Below are 17918 nucleotides of genomic sequence, written 5' to 3'. Positions count from 1 at the left end.
TTGTGGTGCGTTGGCAGACTTTATCTGTGGCCTTACCGAGGGATATCTCCGGTTGGCCGAAGCATCTTGTACATCGGTATACAGTCCAGCGTAAGACCACGAGGCGAATGGTAAGTGGATACCTTTTCACCTACAAAACCACACTTTCGATAAAACGGCGCCGCGTTCAGGGTTGCGTCCAGGTGAAGGTAGTCCAGGTCTGCCTGAACGGCAAGCGTTTCGAGATGCTCCAGCATCTGGCGCGCAGCCCCTTGTCCCATGTAGTGGGGTAATACAAAGATTGCGTCGATCTTGCCGGATGTCAGGTCAACCATACCTGTTCCGATGATGCGCTCATCCGAGACCAGGACATGGAAATGGTCCTCGACATCATTTTCATAGCTTTGCGTAAAGGTGCCACTGGTCCAGATCCGGATTTGCTCGTCACTGTAGGACGATGGGCATTGATGACGAATGGCCTCACAGCGAACTGTCCAGGTGTCCGCCGTGTCTGCGCGGTTTGCCTTGCGAATGTGAAACACGTTATGACCCCTCTGATTGAGCAGCCGGACGGACTCATTCCCTGGCACCACGAGGCGCTATTTGCTGCGTGCAGAGAGGGTACATCCAGGAAGACGCACAGAGCCACAACAGCACACCTGCGCTGGCGACCAGCGCCAGTATTTTAAACGCTTCAGCATAGCCGTAACGGGCTGCGAAAAATCCGCCCAGGCTGGTACTCAAGGCAGCACCGATGCCCTGTACTGTCATGACGGCAGCAAGGCCGGTGTTGAATCGCCCGGAACCATCCAGAATGCGGGCTACCAACCCCGGTACGGCTACGCCCAGCAAGCCCGCACCAATACCGTCGAGCAACTGGACAGGGATCAGAACCCAGGGTGCCTGGATGAATGAGGCCAGCAGGCCGCGAAGAGGCAAGGCCAACAGTGCCAGTATAAACACGATGTAATAGCCCTTGGTCTGGGCCAATCTGGCCGCCAGCAGTGCCATGACGATCATGGTGGCCTGAGCCACGATTACGGTAGCAGCGGTATAGGCACTGGGGTCGCCAGCGGTGCCGCGCGCTACCATTGCCTGGCCCAGCAACGGGAGCATTGCCGCATTGCCAAGGTGAAAGAGCAGCACTGTAACTGCCACGGTTAGAAGGGGGCGGTTGCGGAAAAGGGCTGACCAGGAAAGCTTTTGCGCATGATCCGGCGAGCCAGCGCGGGCTGCCTCGTGATCAATCTGGTCAGCCCGTATCCTGGCTAGCATATACAAGGCGGCCAATGTCAGAACGCCCATCAGGACGAATACAGCGCCCAGGCCAAACCAGTAGCCGAATACGCCAGCGCCGATTGCAGCAAAGGCATTACCACCATGGTTGAACGCTTCATTTCGACCTAGCTGATGGTCGAACCCTCGTGTTCCTACAAGGCCCAGGGTAAGTCCTGCAATGGCGGGTGGAATAGCGGCACCGGCGATACCGGCAACCATCTGCGCGATGGTGGTAAAGAGAAAAGTAGGTAGAAAATAATTGAGGGCGCAGGCCACAAGAATGCACAAGGCAGCCCATGCAACAATACCGCGCTTGGCCTGTAGTGCGTCCACCAGCATTCCCAGCGGTGTGGTCAGGAGCAAGCCGGCTAACCCGCCTAGTGTCATGACCAGTCCTATTCGGTCCGCGGTCCAGCCCTGTTGCTGAAGAAAGATTCCAAGGAATGGGCCAAGCCCGTCACGAACATCCGCAAGAAAGAAGTTCAGGCCGTTCAAGAACGCAGTGGGCGCCATGTGGATGCATGCCTCTTATGTCCATTGGGCAACGACTACTCATCCTGATTTAAAACATTTTGCAACCTTTAAGGAAGAATTAAGCCAGCCCCGTTAGCGTGATCACATCAAAAGCCGCATTGAGGATGCATCACATGAGATCACCTATATCTATCTGGACAACCTGGGTCCTGGCTTTTGCTGACGACACGCGGAAGACCCGGCAGCAGCTGTGTTAACACCGATCTGAACGATATACAGCCACTGATCTCCAGACTGTCAACAAGGGAGTCGTTTCATGATTGCTCGGATTTCGAGAACGCTGACCTGGATGCACAAGGTTTTTTCCTACGTCGGCTGGCCGCTGTTCTGGTTGTTTATCTGGGATGTCATCGTTACGGCCGATTCGATGTTGCTGATGAACAATCGGCTAAACCTGCCTCTTATGCCGCTGACGCTGCTCTGTTCAGCACTGGTCGTCCTGATCAGCTTTCGCAATACAAGCGCCTATAACCGGTGGTGGGAAGCGCGTACCTTATGGGGTGCCATGGTAAACAGTTCACGGAGTTTTGGTCGCCAGGTACTGACCTTGATCGATGATCAAGACGACAGGCGAAATCCAATCAAAGCGCTGCTGTTTCGCCGACACGTGGCCTACCTCAAGGCGCTTTCCGCTCACCTCAAGGGCCAAGCTTGTCCAGCTGATGTCGCGACGCTACTACCTGCCGATGAGTTTGCCCGCCGACATGACACCAATAACTTTCCCAACGATATCCTGAACGCCTCCGCAGCGATTGTGGCGCAGGAGTACCAGGCGGGTAGGTTGGACAGCATACGTCTGGCCCGTATGGAATCTACCCTCGTGGAAGTTTCGAACCATCAGGGTGGAATGGAGCGTATTGCCAACACGCCATTGCCCTTTCCCTATGTGTATTTCCCGCGGCTGTTCATTTCGCTGTTCTGCCTGATCGTTCCGGTTGGCCTAGTGTCGTCTATGGGGTGGTATACGCCACTGGTTTCTACCGTCGTAGGCTTCATGCTGCTGGCGATCGAGCGGATCGGGACCGATCTGCAAACCCCGTTTGCCAATAGCCAGCACCAGATCCAGATGAACTCGCTGTGCAGCAATATCGAAAAGAACCTGGCCTCCATGTTCAAAGAGCCTTCGCGGCTGGAGTTCGGCTTTATGCCGCGGCGACTCAGCTATCAACCTAGCGCCACCGTTGCGTAGTCGCCAACAGCCCGCCGTGGTCCCTTGGGCGGCACAGTCACCTATCGAGATGCATGTTCTGCTTGAAAGCCTCAAATAGCCATGCATCTCAAAGGTTCGGTAACAGGAATTAATACCAGAAGGCTCAAAAGCGGTTCGTTTACATCCTTTGGATCGATTTTATATTTAGCCTTTTCCTTGAAGAATCGACCGGCGTCTTGGTGATGCATTCGCAGGTGGAAGCCATGCACAAGGTTCATCTACCGCAGGGCAATACCGCGTTACGGATAGCCAGGAACACACCATTCTTCAGCACGCCAACCGGTGCTGATCTGGTCGATTAACCGGGTCGCCAGGTAGCGACCCCTATGGATACAAGGAAAGGAAATCGTATGTCCCGCTTGAAACCACTCGCTGCTGCCATCCTGCTGGCCTTCGCCATGCCCTCATGGGCTGAAATGAATACTGCCGACGTTATGCAGGACGGAGAAAACAACACGGCAACCCTTGAACAGGCTGGTACCGCTATCAATAGCCAGGCCTCTATCAATCAGCTGGGAAGCAGTCATATTGGGGTTATCCAACAGCAACAGGTCAATAACGGTCAGGTATCAATTACTCAGGAGGGTTCTGCCAACGAAGGGCAGATCTACCAGGGGGGCGGCGGCCAAGATAACAGTGTGGCGCTTGAGCAGCGGGGCGATTCGAACCTGGCTACCCTGAATCAGGGTAGCGGAATAGCGCAAGTCGCTGATTTGCGAGCCACTCAGGAAGGAACAGGCAATACTATGCACGTAACCCAAAACGGGTTTGATACGGTGCTCGGTGTTACTTCTCGTGGCAATAACAACTGGGTCGAAGCTGTGCAGTACGGCGGCACCACATCAGGCAGTGTTACGCAGGAAGGCGATAACAATACGGCTTACTTCAGACAGTCAGGCGGTGGTGGTGCTGGCATTAGCCAATATGGCAATGGCAACAGCGCTTCGCTGGAACAGTCCACGCGTGAGTTCGCCAACGGTGGGATATCTCAGTCGGGTGATAACAATTTTGCCTCTGTCAGACAGAGCAATATGTTTGGCGGCCTGGGTGTCTCACAAGAAGGCTCGAATAACGAGCTTTATGTCGTGCAAGGGACACGAGGCTCCAACCTTTCTGGCTCCACTGTTGGCAATGATAACGACGTTGAAATCAACCAGTACAGTGACACCAGCACTATCAACTACAGCCAAACCGGGGATCTGAATATCGCCCAGATCGATCAAGTGGGATATCAGACACAAAACTCAGTGTCGCTTACCCAGAACGGCATCGCCAACCAGGCGCTGATTACTCAGGGTGGCGATACCTTCTATGGCAACACTGCAGGCATTACGCAAACAGGTACGGCGAACCGCGCAACAATTACCCAGCAGTAACGTTTAACCATGAAAATAAACGCCGCGCTGAACGTCTCTTGACGGCAGCGCGGTGTTTATCATGGACTTACTGCTTTTGAATGAAGCCCTGGATGATATCCAGTGACACGTCGTTCACACCTTGCATGCCCTTCACCTTGCTCAGGGCTGACTGAGCAGCGTCTACCGAACTGTAACGGATGACGCCCATGCCTGCCGCCGAAGAGGCTTGAACCATCGTACCGCCAGTAGCTTTTGCAACCTGATCAATAACAGACGCATCCTGTACAAATACCTTCAGGCGCGGAGGCACGAGCACGGCTTGCCCGGAGGTCAGGTTCACTGCGACGCCCATCTCGCTCGGACCTGAGGCAGTGCTGGCTGCCGCCGCGGATTGCGACTTGAGCTGAGCCTGATTACCCTGCGGCAGCCTGATCGCATACGGCCCTATCTGTCCCACCACATTGCTGTCTGCCTGTAGCGTCTGCTGGCGGCTCTGGCTTTGCGTGGTTGACGGCGTTTGAGCAGAGGCAGTGGAGTCGATACGCTGAACCGTTGCGTTGGGCACGAGGCGAAACGGGGAGTTTCCGACATTGAAGCTAGCCCCGGTCGCCGCCTGCTGAAGGCGCGCCGCGTCTGTGGTCTGCGCCTGTACCAGAGGTGTTGCAGCCAGGGTAACGGTTAAGAAGAATAAAGTGGCTATTTTCATGATCAGTGCCCCACCACGCGAAGTTTGAAGTCTTGCAGCTTGGCGGCATTACCCCCCGCATCAACCACATCCGTTAACGAAAGCGTCCAGTCACCCGTCGCCGGCTCATCCAGAAACGCATTGCTCGCCGCCAGTGAAACGGTGAACCCGGTCCCGGACGTAACATCCGATAGCGTCGAGAAAGGCGTCATGACATAGCTTTTGGTACCGCTTGGCGAGGTTAGAACGGCCTTCAGGTTTGACGGCTTCATATGGCTGGTCTGGAAACTGAGCTGTACCGCCTCGACCTTGATGCTCTGATTGATCCGCACGCGCAATGTTGCCGGAGCATTCACACCGCCAATCGGGCTGGCAGGATCACTGGAGGCTTTCCAATGCGTATCTTTCATCGCCGGCAGTAGCTTGAAGCTCATGGCTTTATTGACGGCCGCGGTTGCATCCACCAATCCAAACCCATACCAGTTGCTGAAGTGATGGCCTGCCGCGTTGGTGATCCATCCCGGCTCGATCACTGTTCCGCCGTAGCTCACTACCGGCTGATAAGGATCAAGCGGCCGCGCAGTGCTGGCCAGGATATATTTCACGTCGCGCTGAGTAAGCTTGGGATTGGCACCCAACATCAGGCTCACCACCCCTGACACTGTGGGCGCGGCAGAAGAGGTGCCGTTCATGCGTCCCCAGTAATTGCAGGAGTTATCGATAGGCGACTGACTGCCTTCCAAGGCATTGGAAACAGTATTCGCGGTATTGGCTCCGCGGGAACAGCCCATCAGATCAGTGGTTACGATGGCAGGGGAATAGTAGGTCGGCCTGATCGCTTCCCGTACATTGGTAAGGTCCGGGTTATAGGCCCTCTGATTGCCAAATTCGCCACCAAAGCCTGAGATCCACACCGACGATCCGGCTGTGGAGTAAGACGAGCGGAGCCCCCGAGCATTCACGGCGGCGGCGGTAATAATCGTGATCAGGTTGTTATTGGGATCAATCGTTGAAGACGCGCAAGTCACATTTAGCTCGGCTGCCTTTTCAGAACAGATATTGACTCGGCCAAACGCAGTATAGGTAAAGAACTCCTTGAAGGAGTTGCCTGCCGACTTGACATAAATTCCGCCCTTGCCATTACGCGTGGACTGCATCAAACGTTCCCAGGCGGCCTGCTCGCTGGTTGAGAATGCAGGATAGTAAGGTGTACTGCTGCCCCAACTGTTATTGAAAACGGCCACATCCTTGGATTCGTTGCCGCTGCCCCAGGCGTACAGAATGTTTGCATCCTGGCTCGCCGGGTCTGCGTCGCTGGCTAGGAAGTTAAAGCCCTTCAGCTTTGCCTCGGGTGCGATGCCTCGCCCTCCTTTTCCGTTCCATCCCATTTCGGCAACGATGCCTGCCACCGAGGTGCCGTGTTCATCGGTATCGACACTCGGCGTTGGATCGTTTGATCCGTTTACGAAGTTCTTCGAGCCATTTGGCACGACGTTACCTGACAGGTCTTCATGACGTATTTCCAAGCCATCGTCCACCACCCCGACAATGACGTTCTTCCCTCGTATACCCAGCTCATGCAATACACCCATCCGCAGATCCACGCCGGCAAGTGGCGTGACATCACCGATTACCTTTTGCCCTCTATTGCGTAAATGCCACTGGTAAATGAACAGTGGGTCGCTGCCATTCTGAACATTTTGTGCGGCTTGTGACGATGCAGTGTCTTCGGCAGCGTATGCAATACCGCAGACTCCCCCTGCAAAAAGCGAAACTAATAAAAAAACAGGTTGTTTGGATGAGAGCATTATTCCGGTCCTTCGCTTTATCTAGAGATTTAGCCAGGCAGGATTAACGATACGCCCAGATTCGTTTTTCCTGATACGAATATAGAATTAATGTCTCGTTTTTTAAATCAGGTGTATTGACTGTTTGTTTGAGGTGTTTCTTTAAATGCTATTCTTGTGATATTGAATTGAGATTCAAAATGAAAAGTTGTGATGGCATGAGTGCAGGTATGTTATTCATAAACTGTTGATAAATAATGAATTTATGATTTTATAACCTCTCTTGTATGAATGGATCAATATAACGTATGGCTAAAAAATCCGATAAACGGCATTAATTCCTTTAAATATTTTTTGACTTGGTTTGGATAATATCCAGATGACTGAGTGGTCACTTAATGGAAAAAATAAATTGAAAGGACGCCAAACAAGGCAGAGTGTAATGTTCGTTATGAAAGATAGGCTTGTAGGGATAGAAGAAATGAAGCGTTATGAATAGATAAGTTTATGCTGTCATAACTGATTTATGTTCTTGCTCAATTAAGTAGTAAACAGTAGGCGTATTAAAACTAATTTCTTTTAGCGCCTGTCTGCAGTGCAGAGGCCTTATGGCCAGAGTGCTTTTGGGTTATTCCCTCAAGGACTCGGCAGGCAAGTGATTGCTTGATACATGCTTCTGGCACCCGGTGTCGACCTAAAGGGCGTGCAGCTGAGCAGGCGACCGCCAATCAGCAGTGTCGAAATATCACTGCAGGCGTTGCCTCTGACGCATTCCGTCAGATTTTTTATGATATTTCCGTCTTCAGTTATCCCGGCATCTGCCGATAGCCCTTCCGCATAGATAGATAGGCTGGCCCAAAAAAGAACAAACACACCAGCTGAGTGACTCAAAACGACATTTGACGGAAGGACTTATGAATAGCTGGTTTGGGAATATCAGCGTTACGCGCAAGCTTACGCTGGGGTTCGGTGTGGTACTGGCATTGACGCTGTTTCTTGCCTGGAGCGGCTGGAGTGGTTTGGGAAGCGTCATTCAGCGAAGCCTCTGGATGACGGAGATTTCCAAGCTGAACAGAACGCTGACAGACCTGCGTATCGCACGCCTGCAGTTCATGCTGGCGAATGGGGATGAAACCAGCACCGAGCGGTTGCAGAAGAACTTGGGTATCTACCTTGAGCAGCAAAAGAAGCTCTTGGGTAGCTTTACCAACCCGGCCAATGTTGTGCTGCTGAAAAAGCAGGACGGCATCAACGGCGATTATCAGAAGTCCCTGGGCAACATGCGTGACGCATACAAGGTTGCGAATTCGGCTCGTGAGACCATCAAGAGCGAGTCGGCTGACGCGGCCAAGCTGATCGACAAGATGACCAATAGCGTCCTGCTGCTTCCCAGCTATGATGACCGTCGCTTCTCCCAGTTTCAGACTATCTCAAAGACCAAGGAAGACTTGCTGAAAACGCAGTTCCTGGTCAGTGTCTATGCCGCTAATTCAACGTCCGAGAATGAACAGGCACTGCTTGCCCAGATCGAGACAACGGGCAAGGGCATTGATCACATGATGTCCGTTTTCAAGGATGAGCTAAGTTATACGGCCCAGCAGGTAAAGGACTCGCTGAATCGCTATAGCACGGCTGTCGCCGGCTACAAGAAGGCCAATGCGGATATTGCTCAGGCTCGTAAGGAAATGACCGATCAGGGCAATGAGATCGTCAAGATCAGTGAGGAGTTGTATCAGTTCCAGCTGGATCGTCTGGCAATTGAAAGCAGCCATGCGCGTCAGCTGCAGATCGGCAGCACGATTCTGGCTCTGCTGTTGGGTGTACTGGCTGCCTGGGTGATTACCCGCCAGATTACCCAGCCGTTGAAAGAAACACTGGGTGAAGTTCAGCGTATTGCCTCGGGTGACCTGACGGCTTCTGCCCGTGTTACCCGCCGCGATGAGCTGGGTGTTCTTCAGCAGGGTATCCAGAGCATGGGCAATACACTGCGTGAGCTGATTACCGGTATCCGCGATGGTGTGACCCAGATCGCCAGTGCTGCCGAAGAGCTTTCCGCCGTGACCGAGCAGACCAGCGCAGGTGTAAACGGCCAGAAGAGCGAAACTGATCAGGTGGCTACCGCCATGCATGAAATGGCCGCGACCGTACAGGAAGTAGCCCGTAATGCCGGTGATGCGTCCACGGCTGCCAGCGAGGCGGACAAGCAGGCCCGCATGGGTGACAAGGTGGTCAACGAGGCGATTGTACAAATCGAGCGTCTGGCTTCTGAAGTAAACCGTTCTTCCGAGGCCATGACCAACCTGCAGAAGGAAAGTGACAAGATCGGCAGCGTGATGGATGTCATCAAGTCTGTTGCTGAGCAGACCAACCTGCTGGCGCTTAACGCTGCTATTGAGGCCGCGCGTGCTGGTGAGGCCGGTCGTGGATTTGCGGTGGTGGCGGATGAGGTTCGCGGTTTGGCTCAGCGTACTCAGAAGTCTACAGAGGAAATCGAAGGGCTGGTGGCTGGATTGCAGGTTGGTACGCAACAGGTCGCGTCTATGATGAACGATAGCCGCAAGCTGACTGACAGCAGCGTCGAGCTTGCCCGCAAGGCAGGCGGCTCGCTGGAAAACATCACTCAGATGGTGTCCAACATCCAGTCGATGAACCTGCAGATTGCGGCGGCGGCTGAACAGCAGAGCGCCGTGGCTGACGAGATCAATCGCAGCATCGTCAATGTTCGCGATGTGTCCGAGCAGACGGCGGCGGCAAGCGAAGAAACCGCGGCCTCCAGCGTTGAGCTGGCGCGCCTGGGTAATGAGCTGCAATCCATGGTCAGCCGCTTCCGCGTCTGATCCTCTCTTCAGTGCACGGTACTCGCCGTGCACTGACTCTCCAAGCGGACATATCCAGCTCAGCGCTGTTGGCTTTACAGCCAGGGTGACTATCCGATTGTGTGCGTCTGTCACGCCCTGGTTGATCCCTGTATCAAAGAGATGCCTGCGCGCAGTGGTCTCGCTACAATAGCCATTCATTTCAATACGCCCACTTATAGGGATAGTGTCTTGGGTCTTGTCTCCTGAGTGCCGACGCTTCGGCTACGCAAGGGAAAAGGCTTCTAGCAGGGAGCTCGCTTGGTATGATCGTTGGTATAGACCTGGGAACCACCAATAGTCTGGTCGCCGTCTGGCGTGAGGGTGCGCCGGAGCTGGTCAGGAATGCGTTGGGAGATACGCTGACGCCTAGTGTAGTCGGCCTCGACGATGAGGGGCAGATACTGGTGGGTAAGACAGCACGTGAGCGGCTGCATACCCACCCCACACGAACAGCCGCCCTGTTCAAACGGTACATGGGAAGCGCCCAGGAGGTTCGTTTGGGTGAGCGCACCTTCCGGCCGGAAGAGCTGTCCGCACTGGTGCTTAAAAGCCTGAAGGCTGACGTCGAGCGTCAATACGGCGAGCCGGTGACCGAAGCGGTCATCAGTGTTCCGGCCTATTTCAGCGATGCACAGCGCAAGGCTACCCGCATCGCGGGCGAGCTGGCAGGGCTCAAGGTCGAAAAGTTGATCAACGAGCCGACAGCCGCGGCCTTGGCGTATGGGCTTCACCAGAAAGATAGCGAAACCTCATTTCTGATCTTTGACCTCGGCGGCGGCACCTTTGATGTCTCCATTCTTGAGTTATACGACGGAGTCATGGAAGTACGCGCCAGTGCAGGCGATAACTTCCTGGGTGGAGAAGACTTCGATCTCATGCTCATGGAACGTTTCGTCGCGCTTCAAAGCCAGCAGAGCGGCTTTCCTACTCTGGAGCAGGTCCGCCAGCCGCTGCGCCGTGAGGCGGAGCGCGTACGTAAAGCCTTGGCGCAGGAATCCAATAGCGAATTTGTCCTGCGGTATAACGAGCAGGAGTGGCGCCAGACGTTTACTCAGGCACAGCTTGCCGAGCTCTTCGCTCCGCTGCTGGAGCGCCTGCGGGGCCCGATTGAGCGTGCACTGCGGGATGCGCGAATCCGTGTGGCTGATCTTGATGAAGTGCTGCTGGTCGGCGGTACGACCCGCATGCCCTTGGTACGCAAGCTGGCAGCAGGGCTGTTTGGCCGTTTCCCCTCCATCAGCCTCAACCCTGATGAGGTCGTTGCTCAGGGAGCAGCCGTTCAGGCGGCCCTCAAAAGTCGTGACGCAGCCCTTGAGGAGGTTGTCCTGACCGATGTCTGCCCCTATACGCTTGGCATCGAAACCTCAATCACGTTTGGTCAGCAGAGTGAAAGCGGGCATTACCTGCCGATTATCGAGCGCAACAGCGTAGTGCCTGTCAGCCGTGTCAGGTCGGTACAAACGCTCCATGACAACCAGAGCAAGGTCCTGTTCAGGATCTTTCAGGGCGAGAGCCGACTGGTGAAGGACAATATCAAGTTGGGCGAACTCGAGATTGATGTTCCTCCTCGCAAGGCAGGCGAGGTCAGCATTGACGTGCGTTTTACCTACGATAACAACGGTATTCTGGAAACCGATGTCACCATTCCGTTGACGGGTGCCAACCATCGGCTGGTCATTGAAAACAACCCCGGCGTTCTGAGCCCCGATGAGATTCAAGAGCGTCTCAAAGCCCTGGAAAAACTCAAGATTCACCCGCGCGACCAGCAGGTAAATACCCATATGGTGGCGCGTCTGGAACGTCTGTATCAAGAGTTGTTGGGCGACGAGCGCGAGACCGCGGGGTATCTGGCTACCCAGTTTCAACAGATCCTGGAAACGCAGGACGAGCGCAAGATCAGTGAAGTGCGCAAGCAGATTGCAGAGCAGCTCGACAGGCTTGAGCGGGGGACATGGTAAGCCCTATGGACTGCTGGGAAATTCTGGGTCTCGATGATGAGGCCGATGAGCGTACTATCAAGCGGCAGTACGCCAAGCTGCTCAAGGTGCATCGCCCCGATGATGATGCCGAGGCGTTTCAGCGGCTGCGCGAAGCTTATGAGGAAGCCCTGAGCTGGGCCAGAGAGCGAACCGTCGAGGAGGTCAAGGATGCCCCTTGGCCCTCCATACGCACGCCAGAAACCTTTTCCGATGCGGCCGTTGAGCCCGTGCTGCCTGAAGACAATAGTGTCTGGCTACAAGCAACCCAGGCTCATGGCTCGGACGAGGTTGAAGAGCCGGCATTCTTTCCAGGTGATGCACCTCGGCCTCGCCCAGCGCCTGATTATCTCGAACCGGCTCTGAATGCCGAGGCCTTGGCCGGACATCATGCCAGGCGTCTGCTGGAGGAAACCGTTGCCGAGAACCTACGTCAGCAATGGGCTCAGGCACAGGAGTTGAACTGCGTAGCTCCATTCCAGGCGGGACTGCTCGAACGCTGTCTTAGGCACGATGAAACCGCGCTTCTACTCGCTGCGGTTGAACTGCTGCAGTGGCTGACACCCTGGCAGAGTATCGTGCTCAGCGCCGGTCAGGAAGCCTATCTGACTGCAGAACTTCTGGGACATCAGCGTGAGCATCTCGATGACCTTGGCGAAGCAGGTAACGAGCTAGGCTTTCTAGCGCAGCTCAGGGTACTGAGCAAGCAACCTTGGGCGAATTCATTCGACAGACAGCAACAACTGCAGGGTTGGGTGCTGGAGATGCTGGACGAGGCCGACTATCTTACCCCTTCATTGTTCGAGGGCGTATGTTGCCTGTTTGGCTGGGATGACCGGAAGGGCATTGTACCTGCGCCGTACGAGACATGGTGTGCCCTGGTAGAGCGCTGTGAGCAGGAGGCTTATGCCCTCCGCCTGCAACAGCTCCTCAATGCAGAGCCGACAACCCCTGAAGGAAGGGCTGCTCATCTGTTGCTGGGGCCTATCTCTCATTCCGAGCAGATTCGTCTCGCCAAGGCTTTCAAGCCAGAAGACAGAGCGGCGCGTGAGACCCTAAGGGATAATCTGAATCATCGCTACCCTGGTTTGAAGCAGCGTTTTCCAGATGCGCGACTCGATGCGTTTGTCAAGATAGAACCTAAAGAAGGCAAGCCACTTTCGTATGGCTGGGTATGGGCAGGAGCTGCTCTATTTGCACTTCTTTATACCTTGCCACAGCGGTGGCAGGAAGGGCGTCTTGACATATTTACCTTGTTCTATTCCTTGACGCTTTGGCCGCTTGTTGCCGTATGGGTAACCAAACTACTCACGCGCTTGTGGCGACCGGTAGCCAAATGGCTAGAACCGCTCGATTTGATCCTCACTTATAAGGTGCTACCTGGGCGGTTATTCAACCCAGAAGCCTCGCGCTGGACGCTGCTACGCAACGGTATTCCCCTAGCCGTTATGGCCTTATTTATGGGGCAAAAGGCCGGGCTTATTGCACTTGGAATCATGGGGCTAGTAACTTGCGCCTGCTTTGTACGCCTGCCAGCCGGGAGTACCCCATTCGATGCGCTGGTTGCTTACTGGCGACGCAACGATTTTTCTAAAGTCATTCGACTGATCCTGATTACTGCTGCCTTTATTGTTATGGGCGGTCTGGTAGGCCTTGCTACACGCGGATCGTTCCCAAATCAAAAGGTACCTATTTCATCCAATGCGGTAGAACAGTGCGTCATGCATTCTGCACCTCAGGTAGCAAAGCTTTGTGACAACGCCCAGGATGCGCAGGTTTGTATGTTGAAGCTACAAAAACTGTTCAATGAACAATGCAACAGTCAGCAGCCCGAGCCAACTGTCAAAAATAGCGCATCAACATGAGGCTGGGCTCAAGAGGCTCAGCTTTAGGAAAGGTTTATGGACCACCCCGCGTTGTGTCATTGGCGCGGGGCTTTTCATCGTTAGCATAGTAAGCGGGTAAAGGCGCTAGGCTCTGTACGCAAAGGCTTCGAGCGAAGGTCAGGCGAGGCAAACATCGGTAAGGAAGCGGAGTTTACGTCTTGTAAATGAGCATTCCGAATCGGTTTTTTAACCAAGCATCACCGAGCGCAGGTACTTTTCGTATAGAGCCTAGAGTAGTTATTCAAGGAGTAAAGCCAGCGTACTAGACATCCTGATATTGAAATTTATAAATATGATGCGTAAAGTAGTTACTTCATTTGCTCATGGTTGACATTCTGTAGATTCACTTGGGCAGCCGTGAGCTTAGGCTTTTGACGAAGCGTCACATTTATTCGTTGATATTGAAGTATTTAAATGAGCAAATACATACTGCAAACTACCACGCTAGGCCCTTATACACTTAAGAGTCGCATTGTATTACCGCCATTGACTCGTTCGCGTAGCACCCAGCCAGGCAACATACCCAACACGCTAATGGCAACCTATTACCAGCAGCGGGCTAGCGCAGGGTTCATGGTCACTGAGGGAACACAGATCGAGCCTCGTGGCCAAGGTTATGCCTGGACGCCGGGCATATACTCACCTGAGCAGATCGATGGGTGGCGACTGGTAACCGACGCGGTGCATAAGGCAGGCGGTATTATCTTCGCTCAGCTCTGGCATGTAGGCCGTGTATCGCATACATCGTTGCAGCCAGCGGGGGCAGCGCCTGTTGCGCCCTCAGCCATAGCCGCTGAGAACGTCAGCGTATTCATCGAAACCGGTCCTGGGACTGGAGTCCTCAGTGCACCTTCAACGCCTCGTGAGCTCAGCACGACTGAGGTAAAAGAGCTAGTCCAGTTTTACGCGCAGGCAGCCCGTAATGCATTGGACGCTGGTTTCGACGGAGTTGAAATACACGCTGCCAATGGATATCTGATCAATCAGTTTATCTCGGCGCACAGTAACCAGCGTACCGATGAGTATGGCGGTTCGCTGCACAATCGTTTGCGTTTCCTGCGGGAAGTTACCGAAGTAGTTGCTGCAGTGGTTGGCAAGGATCGAATGGGCGTACGTTTTGCTCCGCTCTTTGAGACAACGGATGAGGCGCGGGTGTATCTGGGGCTGGTTGAGGAAAATCCTCAGGAAACCTACCTGGAAGCCATTAAAGTGCTTCAAGATGTAGGAATAGCCTATCTGTCAATTGCCGAGGCAGACTGGGATAACGCACCAGAGCTTCCCGATGATTTCCGCAAGGCGGTCCGCAACACGTTTAAGGGCCGTATCATCTATGCGGGACGCTATACGTTAGAGCGTGCGGAGCGAGTATTAAAGGCCGGGTGGGGCGATCTGATTGCGTTTGGCCGTCCTTTTATTGCCAACCCCGATCTGCCTGAACGGATTGCCAATGATTGGCCGTGGACTCCAGTGGATCCTGCCACGATGTATGGGGGCACAGAGGTCGGCTACATAGACTATTCTCGATACGAGTCCTGAGAAATTGTTCAAATACCCCTTGGTAAAAATGCCAAGGGGTTCCGCTGTGATAACATTGACTGGCTGTTTACTATAAAGGAACCGTTACCGGATACCAGCAATGAGTATCGATGTCAGCTTGGCGCTTAAAGCGCTCGATAATCCTACCCGTCTCAAGATCCTGAATTGGCTGAAAGAGCCTCGCCGGCACTTTCCAAGCCAGGAAGTTGATCCTGAAACCACTGGGGTATGTGTAAGTATTATCCAGGACAAAGCTGGGCTTTCCCAACCTACGGTTTCGCTGTACTTGAGCACCTTGCAGCGCGCCCAGCTGGTTACCTCTCAGCGTATAGGTCCCTGGACATACTACAAGCGTAACGAGGCGAGCATTGCCTTATTGAAGGAGGCGCTAGGCGAGTTGATCTGATCACGAAGGGCCTGTGTAATCAGTAAGGCCTCGCGCCTGATTGTAGCTATGCAAGCCTAGTAGACTGGCCTTTGCGTCTTTATTGATGTTGTCTTCGCGCTATTCAGAGCGCCTTCCTTAAATGCATGTTTGGCCTGCATGCGCTCCTGGTTATCCATAACGCCTTAAGTAGAATCCCTTCTTCCGTGGCATTGTCCTGGCGCTGCATTAGAAGCGCTTTGCTAACAGCTATCATATTTACCTGATACGTTTTGCTCTGCATTGCTGTCGCAGGCTAAAAAGATGGTTACCTATAGTACTGAGAAGCCCTTTACAGAAATGTTTCCTGATTGTGTATTCACATCGTTTTAAGAAGACCAGCCGGGCTGCACAATTACATTCCTCAGAGAATCGGTGTTGTCAAACAGTTATGGGACATGCTCAAGAATAAAAAAGGCAGCCCTAGGGCTGCCTTTTGTTAGCGTATGCCATTATTTCTTTTCGGCATATTTGCTCTGTAGCGTTTTGGCATGCTCAAGGTGCGCTTCCAGTTTAGGCAGTGCAGCCTGCGCCAGCGCCTTCAGCTCCGGATCCTTGCTGGTATTGGCTTCGTTACGGAAAATTTCGATAGTCTGCTCGTGGGCGACGACCTGGTTGTTGGCATAGGCAGCATCGAACGACTCATCGCGTACTTGAAGGATCATCTTCTTGGCCATGTCCATCAGCATCGCATTATCAGCAACTTCCAGCTTTTTTTGCTGGGCCAGTTGCTGAAGTTGCTCATTCATCTTGGTATGGTCATCGATCATTGACTGTGCAAAGGTCTTGACGTCTTGGGACTGGCTCTTTTCAAGCGCAAGCTTGGCCGTTTCTATCTCAGCAATGCCTTTTGCCGATGCATCGTTAATGAAGTCTTCAGGCGACATGGCTTCAGCTTGGTTAGCATTGGCCGACTGTGCATGGCCGGAAGTGCCGTGTGCGCTATCAGCATGGGTAGCGTTTTGGGCAAAGGCAGTCGCCGTGCCCATTGACAGCAAAAGGGCGCACGTGAAGGCAAATTTCTTAGGCAGTGCTGGGCTCATGGTGATTCTCCTGATCTAGCTTTAAAAAACACCGGATCGCTTGGCGTGCCTGGCGAGGCAGCACTAGCAATTAGTCTCATCTCCGATGATGCTGGGCTTATATAGCCTACTGGTTGTGACTGACATCCCAATCGAGTTGTTCCCAATCCTAAGCAGATCCATGAAAACACTTGTAAAAACGTGTCTCGATATTGACCGTATAAGGCCTCCATGATGAACCGTACCTGTCTGATGCCAGTCGCAAGAAGGTAAGACTGAAGAAGGCGTCGAGATGAAAAGCGAGATTTCAGCTCAGGAGCTGGGACTGGATCTATATAGTGGAGATGAGAAAGCGCTGTTTGGCTGGTTTCTGGCCAGTTACCTGTTTGGCAAGCGTATTTCGCAAACGATTGCCGCTCAGACATGGCGTTTAATGTTCAAGTCTCACGGCCATGATACGCCGCTAAAAGTATTGGCGTGTGGTTGGCACGGCTTGGTAAGGCTGTTACGGGAGGGGCGTTACACGCGCTATGACGAGTCTACCGCCACGCGGCTACTGGAGGTATGCCAGATACTTCAAGTTGAATACGGTGGCAGCATCATGGATATCAAGAATAAAAGCGAAGGCCGTTCGGATTTCGAAAAGCGCCTGTTAGCCTTCAAGGGCGTCGGGCCAAAGACGTTGGAAATCTTCATGCGAGACGCTGGACCTGTTCTGTTCCACTAACGAAAAGCGCAAAAAAACGTGTCTGATCGTCCTCTTGTGGTAACCAGGAGCGATCTTTTGAGCCGCGCCTGGTTGCATACAGTGAAATCTCTTATAGATGAATACAGCTGTGCACGGCTTCAACAGGCATGGCGACGTCATCTACGGCGTGGATCATGCCTGTAGCCAACGCTGCTTCGGGGTTAAGGATACGGGGAGAGGCCTTCAGATAATTACGAATGTCCATTCGCTCGCTCGCACCCGCAGTGCGCTCCATGACGATCTCGGCATAGAGGTCGAGGTCATAATCCAGACTCATGGCATATTCAGACATCCGCGCATGGTCAATTGCCCCATGCAAGCTCCAATGAAATGGATGAATCAGAAACTTGCTGTGGCGACAGGCTGTGCGGTGGCGTCCCGCCAGGAACAGAATGTTACCCATGGACTCGACGGTCCCGAGGTTGTGCGTATGGACCGGAATCGGAAGCGATACCAGGAAATTGTACATTGAGAAGCCGTAGCTGCAGTCGCCACCCATGGTCGCAATCTTTATGAGCAGGCTAGAGGCGTCCTGCTGCAAGGCATTGGAGCATTTCTCGATCAGCTGACCACACGTGGTTGAGTTGATGGGGCCAGTGAAATTGATAACGTGTGTGGTCATGATGGGTACGACTCA

14 protein-coding genes and 1 pseudogene are annotated in these 17918 nt (G+C 53.5%); 9 read left to right on the top strand and 6 right to left on the bottom strand.

From position 1 onward, the window contains the following. Positions 1 to 32 precede the first annotated feature (32 nt). Both HMPREF1487_RS20155 and HMPREF1487_RS20150 read right to left on the bottom strand, forming a co-directional pair. Positions 33 to 521, bottom strand: a complete 489-nt coding sequence (locus tag HMPREF1487_RS20155) for a GNAT family N-acetyltransferase (protein ID WP_010798570.1) — start codon at positions 519 to 521, stop codon at positions 33 to 35. Between the two features lie 34 nt (positions 522 to 555). After that, the gene (locus HMPREF1487_RS20150) at positions 556 to 1770 is read right to left on the bottom strand and encodes an MFS transporter (protein WP_010798569.1); all 1215 of its coding nucleotides are present in this window, start codon (positions 1768 to 1770) and stop codon (positions 556 to 558) included. Between the two features lie 277 nt (positions 1771 to 2047). On the opposite strand from HMPREF1487_RS20150, the gene HMPREF1487_RS20145 reads away from it, so the two are divergent. Beyond that, positions 2048 to 2980: a bestrophin family protein gene (locus HMPREF1487_RS20145; protein WP_010798568.1), complete on the top strand. Its 933-nt coding sequence runs from the start codon at positions 2048 to 2050 to the stop codon at positions 2978 to 2980. Positions 2981 to 3351: 371 nt separating this feature from the next. Next, on the top strand, positions 3352 to 4377 hold the full coding sequence (locus tag HMPREF1487_RS20140) for a hypothetical protein (protein WP_010798567.1): 1026 nt from the start codon (positions 3352 to 3354) through the stop codon (positions 4375 to 4377). A gap of 67 nt (positions 4378 to 4444) precedes the next feature. Here HMPREF1487_RS20140 and HMPREF1487_RS20135 read toward each other — a convergent pair whose 3' ends face one another. Both HMPREF1487_RS20135 and HMPREF1487_RS20130 read right to left on the bottom strand, forming a co-directional pair. Continuing rightward, positions 4445 to 5065 (bottom strand): hypothetical protein, encoded by a 621-nt coding sequence (locus HMPREF1487_RS20135; protein WP_010798566.1) that lies wholly within the window; start codon positions 5063 to 5065, stop codon positions 4445 to 4447. A 2-nt stretch (positions 5066 to 5067) separates the two neighbouring features. Continuing rightward, positions 5068 to 6852 carry a S8 family serine peptidase gene (locus HMPREF1487_RS20130; RefSeq protein ID WP_010798565.1) on the bottom strand — a complete coding sequence of 595 codons (1785 nt, stop codon included), beginning with the start codon at positions 6850 to 6852 and terminating at the stop codon, positions 5068 to 5070. A gap of 893 nt (positions 6853 to 7745) precedes the next feature. Here HMPREF1487_RS20130 and HMPREF1487_RS28460 point away from each other — a divergent pair. The 6 genes and pseudogenes from HMPREF1487_RS28460 to HMPREF1487_RS20105 form a co-directional block, all read left to right on the top strand. Next, positions 7746 to 8813: pseudogene (locus HMPREF1487_RS28460) on the top strand (methyl-accepting chemotaxis protein); the annotation flags it as partial. After that, positions 8805 to 9668, top strand: a complete 864-nt coding sequence (locus tag HMPREF1487_RS28455) for a methyl-accepting chemotaxis protein (RefSeq protein WP_371106396.1) — start codon at positions 8805 to 8807, stop codon at positions 9666 to 9668. The pseudogene HMPREF1487_RS28460 and the gene HMPREF1487_RS28455, both read left to right, overlap by 9 nt. Before the next feature lie 284 nt (positions 9669 to 9952). Next, entirely contained in the window at positions 9953 to 11647 is a 1695-nt protein-coding gene (locus HMPREF1487_RS20120; RefSeq protein WP_010798563.1) for a molecular chaperone HscC, read from the top strand. Positions 11648 to 11652: 5 nt separating this feature from the next. After that, complete coding sequence (locus HMPREF1487_RS20115; RefSeq protein ID WP_167670423.1) at positions 11653 to 13530, top strand: J domain-containing protein; 1878 nt, start codon at positions 11653 to 11655, stop codon at positions 13528 to 13530. Between the two features lie 435 nt (positions 13531 to 13965). Further along, on the top strand, positions 13966 to 15087 hold the full coding sequence (locus HMPREF1487_RS20110) for an alkene reductase (protein ID WP_010798561.1): 1122 nt from the start codon (positions 13966 to 13968) through the stop codon (positions 15085 to 15087). Between the two features lie 100 nt (positions 15088 to 15187). Next, entirely contained in the window at positions 15188 to 15493 is a 306-nt protein-coding gene (locus HMPREF1487_RS20105) for an ArsR/SmtB family transcription factor (protein ID WP_010798560.1), read from the top strand. A gap of 470 nt (positions 15494 to 15963) precedes the next feature. Here HMPREF1487_RS20105 and HMPREF1487_RS20100 read toward each other — a convergent pair whose 3' ends face one another. Then, positions 15964 to 16554, bottom strand: coding sequence for a DUF4142 domain-containing protein (locus HMPREF1487_RS20100; RefSeq protein WP_010798559.1), 591 nt, complete (start codon positions 16552 to 16554; stop codon positions 15964 to 15966). A 271-nt stretch (positions 16555 to 16825) separates the two neighbouring features. On the opposite strand from HMPREF1487_RS20100, the gene HMPREF1487_RS20095 reads away from it, so the two are divergent. Next, the gene (locus HMPREF1487_RS20095; RefSeq protein ID WP_010798558.1) at positions 16826 to 17260 is read left to right on the top strand and encodes an HhH-GDP family DNA glycosylase; all 435 of its coding nucleotides are present in this window, start codon (positions 16826 to 16828) and stop codon (positions 17258 to 17260) included. A gap of 91 nt (positions 17261 to 17351) precedes the next feature. Here HMPREF1487_RS20095 and HMPREF1487_RS20090 read toward each other — a convergent pair whose 3' ends face one another. Further along, positions 17352 to 17903 carry an ATP-dependent Clp protease proteolytic subunit gene (locus HMPREF1487_RS20090; RefSeq protein ID WP_010798557.1) on the bottom strand — a complete coding sequence of 184 codons (552 nt, stop codon included), beginning with the start codon at positions 17901 to 17903 and terminating at the stop codon, positions 17352 to 17354. Between the last annotated feature and the right edge of the window lie 15 nt (positions 17904 to 17918).

Origin of the sequence: Pseudomonas sp. HPB0071 (assembly GCF_000478505.2) — a bacterium.
Taxonomy (GTDB): domain Bacteria; phylum Pseudomonadota; class Gammaproteobacteria; order Pseudomonadales; family Pseudomonadaceae; genus Chryseomonas; species Chryseomonas luteola.
This window is presented reverse-complemented; position numbering and strand designations above follow the sequence as displayed.